The following is a 17,343-nucleotide window of genomic DNA, read 5'->3' on the forward strand; positions in this document are numbered from 1 at the left end:
ATCGGAGTGAAAGGCTAATCAAGCTCGGAGATAGCTGGTTCTCCTCGAAAGCTATTTAGGTAGCGCCTCATGTATCACTGTAGGGGGTAGAGCACTGTTTCGGCTAGGGGGTCATCCCGACTTACCAAACCGATGCAAACTCCGAATACCTACAAGTGCCGAGCATGGGAGACACACGGCGGGTGCTAACGTCCGTCGTGAAAAGGGAAACAACCCAGACCGTCAGCTAAGGTCCCAAAGTCATGGTTAAGTGGGAAACGATGTGGGAAGGCTTAGACAGCTAGGAGGTTGGCTTAGAAGCAGCCACCCTTTAAAGAAAGCGTAATAGCTCACTAGTCGAGTCGGCCTGCGCGGAAGATGTAACGGGGCTCAAACCATGCACCGAAGCTACGGGTATCACCTTTGGTGATGCGGTAGAGGAGCGTTCTGTAAGCCTGTGAAGGTGAGTTGAGAAGCTTGCTGGAGGTATCAGAAGTGCGAATGCTGACATGAGTAACGACAATGCGAGTGAAAAACTCGCACGCCGAAAGACCAAGGTTTCCTGCGCAACGTTAATCGACGCAGGGTTAGTCGGTCCCTAAGGCGAGGCTGAAAAGCGTAGTCGATGGAAAACAGGTTAATATTCCTGTACTTCCAGTTATTGCGATGGAGGGACGGAGAAGGCTAGGCCAGCTTGGCGTTGGTTGTCCAAGTTTAAGGTGGTAGGCTGAGATCTTAGGCAAATCCGGGATCTCAAGGCCGAGAGCTGATGACGAGTGCTCATTAGAGCGCGAAGTGGTTGATGCCATGCTTCCAAGAAAAGCTCCTAAGCTTCAGATAACTGGGAACCGTACCCCAAACCGACACAGGTGGTTAGGTAGAGAATACCAAGGCGCTTGAGAGAACTCGGGTGAAGGAACTAGGCAAAATGGCACCGTAACTTCGGGAGAAGGTGCGCCGGTGAGGGTGAAGCACTTGCTGCGTAAGCCCACGCCGGTCGAAGATACCAGGCCGCTGCGACTGTTTATTAAAAACACAGCACTCTGCAAACACGAAAGTGGACGTATAGGGTGTGACGCCTGCCCGGTGCCGGAAGGTTAATTGATGGGGTTAGCGCAAGCGAAGCTCTTGATCGAAGCCCCGGTAAACGGCGGCCGTAACTATAACGGTCCTAAGGTAGCGAAATTCCTTGTCGGGTAAGTTCCGACCTGCACGAATGGCGTAACGATGGCGGCGCTGTCTCCACCCGAGACTCAGTGAAATTGAAATCGCTGTGAAGATGCAGTGTATCCGCGGCTAGACGGAAAGACCCCGTGAACCTTTACTATAGCTTTGCACTGGACTTTGAGCTTGCTTGTGTAGGATAGGTGGGAGGCTTTGAAGTGGGGACGCCAGTTCTCATGGAGCCATCCTTGAAATACCACCCTGGCAACCTTGAGGTTCTAACTCAGGTCCGTTATCCGGATCGAGGACAGTGTATGGTGGGTAGTTTGACTGGGGCGGTCTCCTCCCAAAGAGTAACGGAGGAGTACGAAGGTGCGCTCAGACCGGTCGGAAATCGGTCGTAGAGTATAAAGGCAAAAGCGCGCTTGACTGCGAGACAAACACGTCGAGCAGGTACGAAAGTAGGTCTTAGTGATCCGGTGGTTCTGTATGGAAGGGCCATCGCTCAACGGATAAAAGGTACTCCGGGGATAACAGGCTGATACCGCCCAAGAGTTCATATCGACGGCGGTGTTTGGCACCTCGATGTCGGCTCATCACATCCTGGGGCTGAAGCCGGTCCCAAGGGTATGGCTGTTCGCCATTTAAAGTGGTACGCGAGCTGGGTTTAGAACGTCGTGAGACAGTTCGGTCCCTATCTGCCGTGGACGTTTGAGATTTGAGAGGGGCTGCTCCTAGTACGAGAGGACCGGAGTGGACGAACCTCTGGTGTTCCGGTTGTCACGCCAGTGGCATTGCCGGGTAGCTATGTTCGGAAGAGATAACCGCTGAAAGCATCTAAGCGGGAAACTTGCCTCAAGATGAGATCTCACTGGGATCTTGAATCCCCTGAAGGGCCGTCGAAGACTACGACGTTGATAGGTTGGGTGTGTAAGCGCTGTGAGGCGTTGAGCTAACCAATACTAATTGCCCGTGAGGCTTGACCATATAACACCCAAGCAATCTGCACACGAAGCAGATTGTGGTGGTGAAGATGACACGAACCGAAAGTTCGCAACGAATCACAAAGATCACATATCCGAATTCGCTGGAGTATCCATCTGGATCTTCTGGCAACAGAATTTCTTGACGACCATAGAGCATTGGAACCACCTGATCCCATCCCGAACTCAGCAGTGAAACGATGCATCGCCGATGGTAGTGTGGGGTTTCCCCATGTGAGAGTAGGTCATCGTCAAGATTCATTTCGCAAAACCCCTATCTGCGCAGGCAGGTAGGGGTTTTGTCTTTGCGCCTCCGAAACAGCTTCCCCTTGTAGGAGCCGGTACCGCCGCGCCAGCCACTGCGGTGCGCCCTCGCCGCAATGCCAGCTCCTACAGGGGCGGCGTCCCCGTGATAAGGTTCCATACCAGTACCACCGCCCTACCAGAGAGCCCCAATGGTAACGACCACCTCACTCCACCCAGGCTTCATGATTGTCCAAGGCAACCGCCTGGATGACCTGCGCAACCTGGTGGTGAGCGTGATGCGTCGCTATCCCTTGGCGCCTCTGGAAAACGAAATTGCCCTGGTGCAGAGCAACGGCATCGCCCAGTGGTTGAAGCTGGCCTTGGCCGAGGACCCGCAGGACGATGACCAAGGTGGGTGCGGCATCGCCGCAGCCATCGATGTGCAATTGCCCGGCAGCTTCATGTGGCAGTTGTACCGCCGCGTACTGGGGCGCGACGAAATCCCCGAAGTGTCGCTGCTGGACAAGGCGCCGCTCACCTGGCGTCTGATGCGGCTGCTCCCGGAGGTGATCGAGCTGCCGCACTTCGAACCCCTGCGCCGATTCCTCACCGATGACAGCGACCTGCGCAAGCGCTACCAGTTGGCCGAGCGCCTGGCCGACCTGTTCGACCAGTACCAGGTCTACCGTGCCGACTGGCTCAAGGACTGGGCGTCCGGCGTCCATGTGCTCAACACCGCGCGGGGCGAGCGCAAGCCTTTGGTGGCGGGTAACCGCTGGCAGGCCGAACTGTGGCGCATCCTTCTGGAAGATGTCGGTGAGGAAGGCATGGCCCAGAGCCGCGCCGGTGTGCACCAGCGCTTCATCGAACGCATCAACAGCCTGGAACAGGCGCCTGTGGGCTTGCCGGCCCGGCTGATCGTGTTCGGCATCTCGTCGCTGCCCGCACAGATTCTCGAGGCGCTGGCGGGCCTTGCCCGTTTCAGCCAGGTGCTGCTGTGCGTGCACAACCCTTGTCGCCACCACTGGGGCGATATCGTTGCCGACAAAGACCTGCTGCGTCACCAGTACAAGCGCCAGCAGCGCAAGCAGGGCACGCCCATGCAACTGGATGACGAGCTGCTGCACCAGCACGCCCACCCGCTGCTCGCCGCCTGGGGCAAGCAGGGCCGTGACTACATCAATCTGCTCGACAGCTACGACGACCCGGGCAGCTACCAGACGGTCTTCAGTGACGGCCGCATCGACCTGTTCAGCGACGCTGATCCCCAGACGCTGCTCAACCAGCTCCAGGACGACATCCTCGAACTGCGCCCACTGGCGGAAACCCGTGAGCAATGGCCTGCAGTCGATCCGGCGAAGGACCGCTCCGTGCGCTTTCATGTAGCCCACAGCCCTCAGCGCGAAGTCGAGATCCTGCATGACCAGTTGCTGGCTCGCTTCAGTGCCGACCCTACGCTGCGGCCCCGGGACATCATCGTCATGCTGCCGGCGATCGACACCTACGCCCCGCACATCCGTGCAGTGTTCGGCCAGTTGGAGCGCAGCGACCCCCGCTACATCCCCTTCACCCTCACCGACCAGGGGCAACGCGGCCGCGACCCGTTGCTGATCGCCCTCGAGCATCTGCTGAAACTACCCGACAGCCGTTTTGCGGTCAGCGAGGTGCTCGACCTGCTTGATGTTCCAGCGGTACGGGCCCGCTTCGCCATCCAGGAGAGCGACCTGCCCACCCTGCATCGCTGGATCGAAGGCTCCGGCATCCGTTGGGGCCTGAGCGCCGAGCAGCGCGCCAGCCTGGGCCTGCCCGAAGGGCTGGAGCAGAACAGCTGGCGGTTCGGCTTGCGGCGCATGTTGCTGGGTTACGCCGTGGGCGTGGGTGAAGGTTGCGATGGTATCGAGCCGTACGATGAGATCGGCGGGCTGGATGCGGCCCTGATTGGCCCGCTGGTGGCTTTGCTCGATGCCCTGGACATCGCCTGTCAGGCGCTCTCGCAACCGGCCACGGCGACACAGTGGGGGGAGCGCCTGCATGCCCTTCTGCAGATTTTCTTCCTGGCTGAAGACGAACACGACGAGTTGCTGTTGGTGCAGCTCCAAGACCTGCGCGACACCTGGCTGGAGACCTGCGACGCGGTCGGCCTGCAGGACCTGTTGCCGCTCACCGTGGTTCGCGAGGCCTGGTTGTCGGGCCTGGACCAGGGCAAGTTGTCCCAACGTTTCCTCGCCGGCTCGGTCAACTTCTGCACCCTGATGCCCATGCGCGCCATCCCGTTCCGCGTGGTCTGCCTGCTGGGCATGAACGACGGTGACTACCCGCGCGCCCAGCCGCCACTCGATTTCGACCTGATGGCCAGTGATTACCGCCCGGGCGATCGTTCACGCCGGGAGGACGACCGCTACCTGTTGCTCGAGGCGCTGCTGTCGGCCCGCGACCAGCTTTATGTCAGCTGGGTCGGGCACAGCATTCGTGACAACAGCGAGCGGCCCGCTTCGGTCCTGGTCGGTCAACTGCGCGACCACCTGGCCGCGGGTTGGCAGTTGGCAGGCGCTCGGCAGGGGCAACGGGAAGACCCGGGGCAACAGTTGTTGCACGCACTGACCCAGGAGCACCCGCTGCAGCCATTCAGCCTGCGCTACTTCCAGAAAGGCAGCCCGCTGTTCAGCTTCGCCCATGAGTGGCGGGTGTTGCATCAGCAGGACACGGACAACGCTGCGCAGCACACGCCGCTGTCGGCCTACAGCAGTGATGAGCCATTGAGCCTGGTGCAGTTGCAGGATTTCCTGCGCCATCCGGTACGGCACTTCTTCAGCCAGCGCCTCAAAGTGTTCTTCGAGGCGCTGGAAGCGCCGACCCCGGATGAAGAACCTTTCGTCCTCGATGCCCTGCAACGCTATGGCCTGAGCGAAAGCCTACTGGGCGCGGCGTTGGCCGACCCGGACAACGCCGAGCGCGCCTTGCAGACCCAGGCCCGACGCCTGCAGGCCTGCGGCATGCTGCCCCTGGCCGGCTTCGGTGAAGCGTTGCAGGCCGAATTGATCCAGCCGCTACCGGATTTGTTGCAACGCCACCGCCAACTACTGCAACGTTGGCCAGCCTTGGTCGAAGGCGCCTTGCCGATTCATTTCGAGCTGGGCGCGCATCGCCTGGAGGGTTGGCTGGGGCGCGTGTACCAGGCCGACGACCAGAGCCTGCTGAGCATCGCCACCGTGCCCAATACCCTCAGCGCCGGGCGCAGCAGCCTGAAGTGGCATCGGCTGATTCCAACCTGGGTCATGCACCTGGCTGCATGTGCTTCGGGTTATCCCCTGCACAGCGCGCTGGTGGCCAGCGACCTGACCCTGCTGCTCGCCCCGTTGCCGCAAGCCGAGGCCGCCGAGCGTCTCGGCGAGCTGCTGGTGGCGCGCCAGGCCGGCATGAATACCCCGCTGCCGGTGGCGGCCAAGACCGCGTTCGCCTGGCTGGCCCAGGAAGACCCGGACAAGGCCCAGGCCGCCGCCATGCGCGCCTACGAAGGTGACGGGCAGATCAGCAACGGCGAACGCAGTGAGAGCCTGGCCCTGGCCCGTCAATACTGTGACTTCGCCACCCTCGTACAGGACGAAACCTTCGAAGGCTGGTGCGAGACGCTGTACCGCCCCCTGCTCGCAGCGCCCTGGCAGACCCTGGGTAATCCGGAGAGTGCCCAATGAGCCAAACCCGCCCTCTGGCATTGCGTTTTCCGCTGCATGGCAGCCAACTGATCGAAGCCAGCGCCGGTACCGGCAAGACGTTCACCATCTCGGCGTTGTACCTGCGGCTGATCCTGGGGCACGGCGGCGAGCAGGGCTTTGCCCGCGAACTGCTGCCCCCGCAGGTCCTCGTGGTGACCTTCACCGACGCGGCCACCAAGGAGCTGCGCGAGCGTATCCGCACGCGCCTGGCCGAGGCTGCGCGGTTCTTCCGTGACGAGCTGGACGATGCCGACCCGCTGCTGCAGCAACTGCGCGACGATTATCCACAGGCGCACTGGTCGCGCTGCGCCAACCGCCTGGAGATCGCCGTGCAGTGGATGGACGAGGCCGCAGTGTCGACCATCCACGGCTGGTGCCAGCGAATGCTGCGCGAACACGCCTTCGATAGCGGCAGCCTGTTCACCCAGAGCCTGGAAACCGATCACAGCGAACTGCTCGGCCAGGTAATGCGCGATTACTGGCGACGCTTTTGCTATGGCATGCGTGGCGAGGCACTGGCCTGGGTGCGTGGCAACTGGGGCAGCCCCGATGCGTTGCTGCCGCGTATTCGTCCGCTGTTTGGACGGGTACGTGACGCGCGAGACGATGCCGAACCCCAGGCCCTGATCGAAGCCACTTTGCGCCAGCGCAGCGAGCAGTTGGGCCAGCTCAAGGCACCCTGGAGCGCTTGGGCGGATGAGCTGCAGCAGATCTGTCGCGACGCTGTGGCCGCCAAGCAGGCCGATGGCCGCAAGCTCCAGGCACGCTACTTCGAGCCCTGGTTCGACAAGCTGCGTGCCTGGGCGGGTGATGAACAGGCGATGGAGCTGGACCTGGGCACGGGCTTCACCCGGTTGACAACCGCCGGCATGGCCGAGGCGTGGAAATCCGGCGAGCCGCCAGACCATCCAGCCCTGCGCGCCATGGAAAACCTGCGCGAACAATTGCAGGGGCTGGCCAGCCCTGATGTGCGGCTGCTCGAACATGCCGCCGCCTGGGTGTCGGCACGCTTCGAAGTGGAGAAGCGCCGCCGTGCGGAGATGGGCTTCGATGACATGCTTTTGCGCTTGCAACATGCCTTGGGCAGTGAGGCCGGCGAGCGTCTGGCCGGGTTGATCCGCGAGCAGTTTCCAGTAGCGCTGATCGACGAGTTCCAGGACACCGACCCGGTGCAGTACGGCATCTTCGAGCGCATCTATCGCATCAGCGAGAACAACCCGGATACCGGGCTGTTCATGATCGGTGACCCGAAGCAGGCCATCTACGCCTTCCGCGGTGCCGATATCTACACCTACCTGGCGGCGCGCCGTGCCACCCGCGGCCGCCTGCACAGCCTGGACACCAACTTCCGTTCGAGCCAGGCCATGGTCGCGGCAGTGAACCGTGTATTCCTCCAGGCCGAGGCGCGTAGTGAAGGGCGCGGCGCCTTCCTGTTCCGCGCTCACGGCGACAACCCGTTGCCGTTCGTCGAAGTCCACGCCAAGGGGCGCGCCGAGCAGCTGCTGGTCGACGGCCAGCCTTGCGCGGCCTTGCACTGCTGGCAACTGGAGAGCGACGAGCCGGTCTCCAACACCCTCTACCGTCAGCGGCTGGCAGCCAGCTGCGCCAGCCATATCGTGGCCTTGCTCAATGGCGGGCAACAGGGCGTCAGCGGTTTTGCCGACAAGGACGGCACGCTGCGTCCCTGCCAGCCATCCGATATCGCCATCCTGGTGCGCGATGGCCGCGAGGCGCAGCTGGTCCGCGCCGAACTGGCCGCCCGCGATGTACGCAGCGTGTACTTGTCGGACAAGGACTCGGTGTTCGCCGCCCAGGAAGCCCATGACTTGCTGGCCTGGCTCAAGGCTTGCGCCGAGCCGGATTCCGAACGCCTGCTCAAGGCCGCCCTGGCCAGCCTCACCCTCGACCTGCCACTGATCGACCTGGAGCGGCTGAACCAGGACGAGCGGGTCTGGGAGAACTGGGTGATGCGCTTCCGGCGTTACCGCGACACCTGGCAACGCCAGGGCGTGCTGCCGATGCTGCGCCGGTTGCTGCACGACTTCCAGCTGCCGCGCAGCCTGATGGCGCGCAGTGATGGCGAGCGGGTGCTGACCAACCTGCTGCACCTGGCCGAGCTGCTGCAGCAGGCGGCTGGTGAGCTCGATGGCGAACAGGCGCTGATCCGCCACCTCGCCGAGCACCTGGCCAACGCCGGGCAGGTGGGGGAGGAGCAGATCCTGCGCCTGGAAAGCGACGAGCAACTGGTCAAGGTGGTGACCATCCACAAGTCCAAGGGCCTGGAGTACCCCTTGGTGTACCTGCCGTTCATCTGCACCAGCAAACCGGTGGATGGCCAGCGCCTGCCCCTGGCCTGGCACGACGACGACGGCATGGCGCACCTGACGCTGACCCCCGATGCCGACCAGATCGAACGCGCCGACGACGAACGCCTGGCCGAAGACCTGCGCCTGCTTTATGTCGCGCTGACCCGTGCCCAGCATGCGTGCTGGCTGGGTGTCGCCGACCTGAAGCGCGGTACCCAGCGTAGTTCGCAGCTGCACCGCTCGGCCCTGGGCTACCTGCTCGGCGGCGGGGCTGTGCTGAAGGCGTCGAGCGAACTGAGCGAATGGCTACGGATGCTGGCCGCAGCCAGCCCGGCCATTGCCAGCGGGCCGGTGCCGGAGGCGGACGCGCAGTGCTATCGCATGCCCGAGAGTCAGCGTGAGCTGCTGCCGCCACGCAAGCCGCGACGTGCGGCGGCCGAACACTGGTGGATCGCGTCCTACAGCGCCTTGCGCGTGGGCGACCAGACCCTGGTCGCCGACAGCTCCCAGGCCCAGCAACTGCTGGACGACGAGGTGCTGGACAGCCTGCAATTACGCGAAGTACCGGCCGAGGCGGGCGATATCCACCGTTTCCCCCGTGGCCCTAACCCCGGCACCTTCCTCCACGGCCTGCTGGAGTGGGCCGGCAATGAAGGCTTCGCCGAGGTCGCCGCACGGCCAGATCGGCTCGAAGACACCGTTGCCCGACGCTGCAACCGGCGCGACTGGAAAGGCTGGATCCCCACGCTCACCCAGTGGTTGCAACAGATGCTGGTGCAACCGATGCCGCTGGCGGATACCCGCCTCACCCTTGCCGAACTCAGCCAGTACCAGATCGAGATGGAGTTCTGGTTCGCCAGCCACAACGTCGATGCCTTGCAGCTCGACCAGCTGGTGCTGCGCCATACCCATGGCGGCGTGGCCCGTCCGGGCGCGCAACCGACCCAGCTCAATGGCATGTTCAAGGGCTTCATCGACCTGGCCTTCGAACTGGACGGGCGTTACTACGTGGCCGACTACAAATCCAACTGGCTCGGCCCGGACGCCCAGGCCTACGGACCGCTGGCCATGGAGCAGGCGATCCTCGAGCACCGCTACGACCTGCAATACGTGCTCTACCTGTTGGCCCTGCACCGGCAATTGCGCGCTCGCCTGCCCGATTACGATTACGACCGCCATATCGGCGGTGCCCTGTTCATCTTCCTGCGTGGCGTAACGCCTGCGGGGCACGGCCTGTATCACGCCCGGCCACCCCGTGCGCTGATCGAGGCGCTGGACGCGTTGTTCCGGGGCGTCCATGCCCCCGAACAGCAGGACCTGTTTGCCGGAGCCGCGCCATGAGCCGAAGCCTCGATGACCTGCTGCCCACCGCCCTGCAAGCCGAGCATCTGGCTGCGCTGGCCCCCCTGCGCGACAGCCAGGATCTGCTGGCCCTGCTCGACCGTTGGGTGGAGCGCGGTTGGCTGCGGGCCCTGGACCGCGCGTTCGTGAGCTTTCTCGAGGAGCGTGCCCCAGGCAGCGACCCGCTGGTGCTGCTGGCGGCGGCCCTGGCCAGCCATCAGTTGGGCCATGGCCATGTCTGCCTGGACCTTGCACAGACCCTGGCCGAGCCGGACTTCGCCTTGTCGCTGCCGCCGGAAGGGGATGCCTTGGGCGGGCCATTGCTGCTGCCTTCGCAACTGCTGGCCAGCCTGGACCTGGATACCTGGCTGCAACGCATCGCTGAAAGCGCCCTGGTGGCTGATGGCAATACCATTGAACAGCGCTCCCGGCCATTGGTGATCAGCTCACAGCGCTTGTACCTACGGCGATACTGGACCTACGAGCGGCGCATCGACGCCGCTTTGCACGAGCGCCTGGCCCGTCTGCAACCCCAGCAGGACGATCTCTCGCTGCGCCTGGCGCAGCTGTTCGAAGGCGGGGCTTCGGGTACCGAAGTGGACTGGCAGAAACTGGCCTGCGCCCTGGCCACCCGCGCCGGATTCAGTGTCATCACCGGTGGCCCCGGCACCGGCAAGACCACTACCGTGGTGCGCTTGCTTGGCCTGTTGCAGGCGCCCGCGGTGGAGCAGGGCCGCCCCTTGCGCATCCGCCTGGCGGCACCGACCGGCAAGGCCGCGGCACGCCTGACCGAGTCCATCGGGCAACAAGTCGAGCGGCTGCAGGTGGTTGATGAAGTGCGTGCGCACATCCCCACCGAAGTGAGCACCGTTCATCGTCTGCTCGGCAGCCGCCCCGGCTCGCGCCATTTCCGCCACCATGCGGGCAACCCGCTGCCGCTGGATGTGCTGGTGGTCGACGAGGCGTCGATGATCGACCTGGAAATGATGGCCAACCTGCTTGATGCCCTGCCCCCCAATGCGCGGTTGGTGTTGCTGGGTGACAAGGATCAGCTGGCGTCGGTGGAAGCCGGGGCAGTGCTGGGCGACCTGTGCCGCGACGCGGAAGACGGCTGCTACTGGCCGCAGACCCTTGCCTGGCTGGAGCAGGTGGGTGGGCAGTCGCTGAGTGGCATTGGCCTGAAACCGGGCGATGGCCAGCGCAACCCGCTGGCCCAGCAGATTGTCATGCTGCGCCATTCCCGACGCTTCGGCGAAGGCAGCGGCATCGGTCAACTGGCGCGGCTGGTCAATCGTCAGCAGGCCAGGGAAGCCCGAGAGTTGTTGGCGAGCCAACCACAGGATGTCTTCTGCCTGACCTTGGGTGGCGAGCACGACAAGCGCTTCGACCGCCTGCTGCTCGATGGCCTCAACCAAGGTGTCGACGGCCCGCAAGGCTATCGCGGCTACCTGCGCGCCATCGGCCGCCTGCGCCCGCCCCCCGGTACCCCCGCCGACGATCCGCGCTGGGAGCAATGGGCTGGGGAAGTGCTGCGCAGCTTCGAGGACTTCCAGTTGCTTTGCGCCGTGCGCAAAGGCGCCTGGGGCGTCGAGGGCCTGAACGAGCGGGTGGCGCGGGTGCTGCACAACGCCGGGCTGATCGACAGCCAGCAAGCCTGGTACGAGGGGCGCCCTGTGTTGGTGACGCGCAACGACTATGGCCTGGGGCTGATGAACGGCGACATCGGCATCGCCCTGCGCCTGCCGGACGACCAGGGCCAGGCCCTGCTGCGCGTTGCCTTCCCGCGCAACGACGGCAGTGGCGGGGTGCGTTTCGTCCTGCCCAGCCGCCTGAGCGAGGTGGAGACCGTGTTCGCCATGACCGTGCACAAGTCCCAGGGCTCGGAGTTCAGCCACACCGCGCTGGTGCTGCCCGATGCGCTCAACCCGGTGCTGACCAAGGAGCTGGTGTACACCGGCATCACCCGGGCCAAGCACTGCTTCAGCCTGATCGAGCCGCGCGCCGGGGTGTTCGAGGAGGCCGTCGGGCGCAAGGTCAGGCGGGTTTCCGGCCTGATGCTGGAGCAGGTGTGATACGGGCGGAGCGACGCGGTGTGCTATCGTTGCGGCATTATCTGGAAACCTTTTGAGAGATTTCCCTCCATGACAGTGGCTGTCTCGGCCTTGAGACGCGTGATGGGCTGTGTGCTCTCGCTGCTGACGGCCATGCTGTTGTCGAACGGCGCTCCCGCCTGGGCGGGCAGCGCTGCGTCGGATGCGCAGGTCCAGCAACGGGCCAAGGCCGTGACCCAGGTGGTGCTGGGTATCCTCAGCTACGCGCGTTGGCCCGCCGAGCCCAACCCCTTGCGCTTGTGCCTGGTCGGCCCCACCGAATACGCGGACGACCTGATCAAGGGTAATGTGCAGAATTCCGGGCACGCCTTGCAGGTACGGCGCCTGCTGGCCGGTGACGCCAGTGTCGGCAGCGGCTGTGACGCGGTGTACATCGGCAAGCTCGACAGCACCCAGCGCGAACAGCTGTTCAAGGCCATCAATGGCCACCCGGTACTGAGCATCAGCGAGGCCGACGATCCGTGCACCGTCGGCAGCCTGTTCTGCCTGCGGGTCGGCGACCAGCAGGTGGCTTTCGACGTCAACCTCGATTCGGTGACGCGCAGCGGTGTGCGCATCCACCCCAGTGTGCTGCAGCTGTCGCGGCGCCGGGCGGGGCAGCCATGAAGCGGCGTTTCAGCCGGCCGACCCTGCGCGCGGTGCTTGGTCGCGGCCACCTGAGCGTGGCGCTGCTCGCCGCGGGCCTGGCCGGGGTGCTGGTGACCCTGCTGGGCGTGGCGGCGCTGCGGGTTTACGCCAACCACAACCTGCACTTGATCGCCCGTTCCATCAATTACACCGTCGAGGCCGCCGTGGTCTTCGACGACAGTGCCGCAGCCAATGAAGCCCTGGCGTTGATCGCCTCCACCGAAGAGATCGCCGACGCCAAGGTCTACGACAACGACGGTGACTTGCTCGCCCACTGGCAACGCGACGAGCAGGGGATGATGGCGCAGTTGCAGAGCCAGGTGGCGCGCAGCCTGCTGGAGGAGCCGATCAACCAGCCGGTGCAGCACATGGGCCAGAAGGTCGGCCATATCGAGCTGACCGGGCAGGGCGGCAACCTGGTGCGCTTCATGCTCAGCGGCCTGGTGGGGATCCTGGTGTGCACCGTACTCAGCGCGGTGCTCGCCCTGTACCTGTCGCGCCGCCTGTTCGGCGATATCATCCGCCCGTTGCGCCACCTGGCCAGCGTCGCCCACGCCGCCCGGCGCGAGCGCAGTTTCGACCGGCGCGTGCCGGAAACCCAGATCGCCGAACTCAACGAATTGGGCAATGACTTCAATGCGCTGCTCGACGAACTGGAGGTCTGGCAGAGCCACCTGCAGAGCGAGAACGAGAGCCTGGCGCACCAGGCCAGCCACGACAGCCTGACGGGCTTGCCCAATCGCGCGTTCTTCGAAGGCCGCCTGACCCGCAGTCTGCGCAATGCCGCCCGCCAACAAGAACACCTGGCGTTGCTGTTCCTCGACAGCGATCACTTCAAGCAGATCAACGACAGTCTCGGCCACGCGGTGGGTGACCAGGTGCTGATCAGCGTTGCCAGCCGGGTGCGCGCACAGTTGCGCGAGCATGACCTGGTGGCGCGCCTGGGCGGTGACGAGTTCGCCGTGCTGCTGTCGCCGTTGCAGGCGCGCGAGGACGCCGAGCGCATTGCCGAGAAGATCGTCGCCAGCATGAAATTGCCGATCCAGCTGGAGGACGGCAACAGCATCACCTCTTCGCTGAGTGTCGGCATCGCCTATTACCCGGACGATGGCCAAGACCCGGCCAGTCTGCTCAATGCCGCCGACGCGGCGATGTACCAGGCCAAGCGCAAGCGCCGTGGCCACTGGCAAGTGGCCCAGCCGGAACGCCGGGTCACTGACGTTAAGAACAGGAGTTGAACCGTGATCTACCGCCTACTTCCCCTGCGTTTCCCCGTTCTGGCCGTGCTGTTGGCACTGCTTACTCTCACGGGTTGCCAGAGCGTACCGCCCAAGGGGCTGACCCCCGAGCAGGTGGCGGTGCTCAAGCGCGAGGGTTTCGCCCCGACCGACGAGGGCTGGGCGTTCGACCTGTCCGGCAAGGTGCTGTTCGGCAGTGACCTGGACAGCCTCAACAGCGCCAGCGAGTCGATCGTCGAACGCATCGGCAAGGCGTTGTTGTCGGTGGATATCCAGCGCGTGCGCATCGACGGCCATGCCGATGCTTCGGGCAAGGCGGCCTACAACCAGCAGTTGTCGGAGCGCCGCGCCCAGAGCGTGGCCAAGGCGCTGATCGGCATTGGCATGCAACCGCAGAATATCCAGACCCGTGGGCTGGGCAGCAGCCAGCCGGTGGCGGACAACCGCACCAGTACCGGCCGCATGGAGAATCGGCGGGTGTCGATCGTGGTGGCGTCGGATTGACGGGCTCTGTTCGCCGGCAAGCTGGCTCTAATTGATCTGGTGTGGCCTCTGTAGGAGCGGCTTTAGCCGCGATCACCCGCAAAGCGGGTGCCAGATTCCGCGATCCCCGCATCGCGGCTAAAGCCGCTCCTACAGAGGGCTCTGTTGCCCCGCGACAGTGCAGCCCCAATCAATTCTGGGCGAATTTCATCTCGCGGGTATCCCCCATCAGCAACGGCGCATTGGCCTCGGTCACCTCGCGAATGTAATCCCACAGCAAGGTGATCCGCTTCAACTTGCGCAGATCCTCCCGGCAGTACATCCAGAACTTCAAGGAAAATAGGTTAACCCAATGATTACCTCATAGCGGTGACTCTACGCCACGACACCAATAAACATATCGAGGTTATCGGGTAGGGACTCTTGGATTGCAAGGGCAATCTGACTTGTTTGCTCATGTGTCAGCGGCAACTCACCATCCGCCTCAGCGGTGAGGCTTTCCCAGCCTAAAATGTCCATTACCTTCTGTTCAAACTCAGGCGCAACGTCCAGTTCATATTTCAACGAGCTATCTTCGAAGCTGTCAGGTAAAAATCCAGTTATGTAAAGATGCATAACGAGGCCTCTTAATCTATTTAGGGGTGGTTCTACCGGGCTTTGCAGGTTTGGTCTGTTCCCCTGTTTCAGGGTTGAATTCGCCCAGATGTTTCCCTTGTTTGTCGTACAGTTCAACTGCCCCATGCTGGCTATCCCACTCGTAGATGCGACCTTTAGGGTCTTTCCAGCGGGTGCGCTTTTTGCCACCACCTTGAACACTGCTTTTTGCTTTATCCCTTACTGCATCAGGAAAGGCCGTCAGTCCTTTAGGTGCTGTGTGATAACTATGGTCACCGGGAACGCTCAGCGAAATGTAAATTGGCTGAATACTGGTGCTGGGGAACCAGATGATCGCGTCTTGGTAGTCTGGCGGATGCTCCGGGTTGACCAATATCTTATCGGCCTGTTCGGTCGGCGGGTACACCCATGTACCAGGCTTCAACGAAGCGCCTTCCAACGCTGGAATGCCTAATACAGTGTTTGGGTCGGCTGCTGGGGTCCATATGATCTCAATTCCGTTCCCAATGTCAGCTACCAGCTGATCGCCCCGCGCCTGCGCTTCGATGACTGGCACTTGCTGCCATTCCGTCTTTGTCCCGGTATAGAACCCGTACACGCTCACAGAGCCATCTGGCAGGTGTTTCACTTTGACCCGCACGCGGGTGTTCCCTTGACTCAGGTGGGCGTATTGCTCGGACGTATAGAAGGCGCTGTCAGCGGAAGTATCGTTAGGCATCAGCAGCGCAGCGAAGCCCACAGCGGTGGAACCAGCTAACGCTAAGGTGCCCCCAAGACGGGCTGCGAGGGCTAAAGCACTACCTGAACCGCCGACCCATTGCAGTGCAGTACCCCCAGCAGTTACCGCTGAGCCAGTGCCCAGTACCGCAAAGGTGCCGTACTGCTTCAATGACTCAACAGGTACAAAGCCACCGGGATTGCTATGGTTTATCACCCCATTGGGCAATGCGCAGGACTTGGTGAAGACACAGCCTTTGAGCGGTGGCGGGGGGGGCTTTTTGGGGATCGGTGGGGGATTTTCACGAGGAGGTGGCTCTTTGATGAGCTGCCTGCGCTTAGCTTGTAAAAGCCTTTCGAGCCGCGCTTTGTCCTTCATTGCTTGGTCATAGCATACTTTGCAATGGTGACCTTCCCAGCTCCCTGCGGCCATATAGCGATCATCCGGTGATAAGTTTGCCAGCAAGTCTATGACGGGGGCGCGTGCAGGCGGTGTAGGACACTTCTGAACTTTTGTGGACAGGAGCGTCGTCTTCGAGAATCTGGCAGAAAAACCTGAATGACCACCTCAATGTTTCTACGGCCTCAAAGTCCCCCCGTAGGCCCCTCGTTAGCTGCTCGCCAGCTCACAGCGCGCCTGAGCCTTGTCGCGCGCCCGCATTGGGTCCTTATCGTGCACCTGTGCGCCTCTGGAAGTTGGTCCTTTTCGATGTTACAAGTTGCGTACCAACCCCTGACACAAAACCTTGGCAAAGGCCTGCTGACCTCGTTACGATGCGGCCACTTGAATCCTTGAAGATTCTTAGTCGGCGAAGTGCATCGTTCGGGTTTTCCCCATCAATAGCGCCTGATTCTGCTCGGTTACTTCCCTGATGTAATCCCACAACAGGGTGATCCGCTTGAGCTTTCTCAGGTCTTCGCGACAGTACATCCAGAACTGCCGCGTCACCTCGATCTCCTCCGGCAACACCGTCACCAGCCGCGGATCCTGCGCGGCCAGGAAGCACGGCAGGATCGCCAGCCCACGCCCTTGCAACGCCGCCGTGTACTGGGCGATCACGCTGGTGCTGCGCAGGTGCGCGTTGGCATTGGGGATCAGGTTGGCCAGGTACAGCAGCTCCGAGCTGAACGCCAGGTCGTCCACATAGCTGATGAACGGGTGGCGTGCCAGGTCGGCGACCTCGCGGATCGGCTCGTGGCGGTCGAGGTAGTCCTGGGTCGCGTACAGCCGCAGGCGGTAGTCGCACAGCTTGCAGCACACATACGGCCCATGCTCGGGCCGCTCCAGGGCGATGACGATGTCGGCCTCGCGCTTGGACAGGCTGATGAAGTGCGGCAGCGGCAGGATGTCCACCGAGATCGCCGGCCAGGCATCGACGAAGTGGCTCAACTGCGGGGTGACGAAGAAGCTGCCGAACCCCTCGGTGCAGCCCATGCGCACATGCCCCGACAAGGCCACGCCCGAGCCCGATACCTGCTCGCAGGCCATGTGCAGCGTGCTTTCGATCGACTCGGCATAGCCCAGCAGGCGCAGGCCTTCAGCCGTGAGGACGAAGCCGTTGGTCCGCGACTTCTCGAACAGCAAAGTGCCCAGCGCCCCTTCCAGTGAACCAATGCGCCGCGACACCGTGGTGTAGTCCACGGCCAGGCGCTTGGCCGCACTGCTGGCCTTGCGGGTGCGCGCTACCTCAAGAAAGAACTTGAGGTCGTCCCAGTTCAGCGCGCTCAGGGAGGTGAGGTCTTTTTGCATGATGATCCGGTTTTTTTGTGCATTCTTGTTGGATGTTTGCACATCTATACTCGAACTCAGCCCCTAAGCG

The 17,343-nt window shown here is 62.8% G+C and carries 9 protein-coding genes, 2 rRNA genes and 1 pseudogene (1 of these 12 running past the window's edge); 8 read left to right on the forward strand and 4 right to left on the reverse strand.

Translation table 11 applies throughout. The annotated features are described in order from the left end of the window. From JYG34_RS03185 to JYG34_RS03220, 8 genes are all read left to right on the forward strand, one after another. A 23S ribosomal RNA gene (locus JYG34_RS03185) occupies positions 1-2,130 on the forward strand (it extends 763 nt beyond the left edge of the window). Positions 2,131-2,267: 137 nt separating this feature from the next. Continuing rightward, positions 2,268-2,383, forward strand: a 5S ribosomal RNA gene (rrf, locus tag JYG34_RS03190). 198 nt (positions 2,384-2,581) lie between these two features. Next, positions 2,582-6,064: an exodeoxyribonuclease V subunit gamma gene (gene recC / locus JYG34_RS03195; protein WP_213659446.1), complete on the forward strand. Its 3,483-nt coding sequence runs from the start codon at positions 2,582-2,584 to the stop codon at positions 6,062-6,064. Beyond that, positions 6,061-9,732, forward strand: a complete 3,672-nt coding sequence (gene recB / locus JYG34_RS03200; protein ID WP_213659447.1) for an exodeoxyribonuclease V subunit beta — start codon at positions 6,061-6,063, stop codon at positions 9,730-9,732. Before recC ends, recB begins: the two co-directional genes overlap by 4 nt. Continuing rightward, a complete protein-coding gene (recD, locus tag JYG34_RS03205; protein WP_213659448.1) occupies positions 9,729-11,804 on the forward strand; it encodes an exodeoxyribonuclease V subunit alpha in 2,076 nt (691 codons plus the stop codon). The genes recB and recD overlap by 4 nt, the downstream gene beginning before the upstream one ends. 69 nt (positions 11,805-11,873) lie before the next feature. Then, a complete protein-coding gene (locus JYG34_RS03210) occupies positions 11,874-12,449 on the forward strand; it encodes a YfiR family protein (RefSeq protein WP_213659449.1) in 576 nt (191 codons plus the stop codon). Beyond that, entirely contained in the window at positions 12,446-13,708 is a 1,263-nt protein-coding gene (locus tag JYG34_RS03215; protein ID WP_213659450.1) for a diguanylate cyclase domain-containing protein, read from the forward strand. Before JYG34_RS03210 ends, JYG34_RS03215 begins: the two co-directional genes overlap by 4 nt. 3 nt (positions 13,709-13,711) lie before the next feature. Beyond that, positions 13,712-14,212 carry an OmpA family protein gene (locus tag JYG34_RS03220; RefSeq protein ID WP_213659451.1) on the forward strand — a complete coding sequence of 167 codons (501 nt, stop codon included), beginning with the start codon at positions 13,712-13,714 and terminating at the stop codon, positions 14,210-14,212. Positions 14,213-14,381: 169 nt separating this feature from the next. On the opposite strand, the pseudogene JYG34_RS03225 reads toward JYG34_RS03220, so the two are convergent. From JYG34_RS03225 to JYG34_RS03240, 4 genes and pseudogenes are all read right to left on the reverse strand, one after another. Further along, a pseudogene (locus tag JYG34_RS03225) lies at positions 14,382-14,522 on the reverse strand (LysR family transcriptional regulator); the annotation flags it as partial. 44 nt (positions 14,523-14,566) lie between these two features. Further along, positions 14,567-14,806 (reverse strand): pyocin S6 family toxin immunity protein, encoded by a 240-nt coding sequence (locus JYG34_RS03230; protein WP_213659452.1) that lies wholly within the window; start codon positions 14,804-14,806, stop codon positions 14,567-14,569. A gap of 16 nt (positions 14,807-14,822) precedes the next feature. After that, on the reverse strand, positions 14,823-15,902 hold the full coding sequence (locus JYG34_RS03235; RefSeq protein ID WP_213659453.1) for a colicin E3/pyocin S6 family cytotoxin: 1,080 nt from the start codon (positions 15,900-15,902) through the stop codon (positions 14,823-14,825). A gap of 423 nt (positions 15,903-16,325) precedes the next feature. Further along, on the reverse strand, positions 16,326-17,273 hold the full coding sequence (locus JYG34_RS03240; RefSeq protein ID WP_213659454.1) for a LysR family transcriptional regulator: 948 nt from the start codon (positions 17,271-17,273) through the stop codon (positions 16,326-16,328). Positions 17,274-17,343: the final 70 nt, after the last annotated feature.

It is taken from the genome of Pseudomonas entomophila (assembly GCF_018417595.1).
GTDB lineage: Bacteria > Pseudomonadota > Gammaproteobacteria > Pseudomonadales > Pseudomonadaceae > Aquipseudomonas > Aquipseudomonas entomophila_C.

Coding starts and splice junctions, on each gene's coding strand:
- recC (WP_213659446.1), top strand. CDS start 2,582: ATGGTAACGACCACCTCACTCCACCCAGGCTTCATGATTGTCCAAGGC.
- recD (WP_213659448.1), top strand. CDS start 9,729: ATGAGCCGAAGCCTCGATGACCTGCTGCCCACCGCCCTGCAAGCCGAG.
- JYG34_RS03210 (WP_213659449.1), top strand. CDS start 11,874: ATGACAGTGGCTGTCTCGGCCTTGAGACGCGTGATGGGCTGTGTGCTC.
- JYG34_RS03215 (WP_213659450.1), top strand. CDS start 12,446: ATGAAGCGGCGTTTCAGCCGGCCGACCCTGCGCGCGGTGCTTGGTCGC.
- recB (WP_213659447.1), top strand. CDS start 6,061: ATGAGCCAAACCCGCCCTCTGGCATTGCGTTTTCCGCTGCATGGCAGC.
- JYG34_RS03235 (WP_213659453.1), bottom strand. CDS start 15,902: ATGAAGGACAAAGCGCGGCTCGAAAGGCTTTTACAAGCTAAGCGCAGG.
- JYG34_RS03240 (WP_213659454.1), bottom strand. CDS start 17,273: ATGCAAAAAGACCTCACCTCCCTGAGCGCGCTGAACTGGGACGACCTC.
- JYG34_RS03230 (WP_213659452.1), bottom strand. CDS start 14,806: ATGCATCTTTACATAACTGGATTTTTACCTGACAGCTTCGAAGATAGC.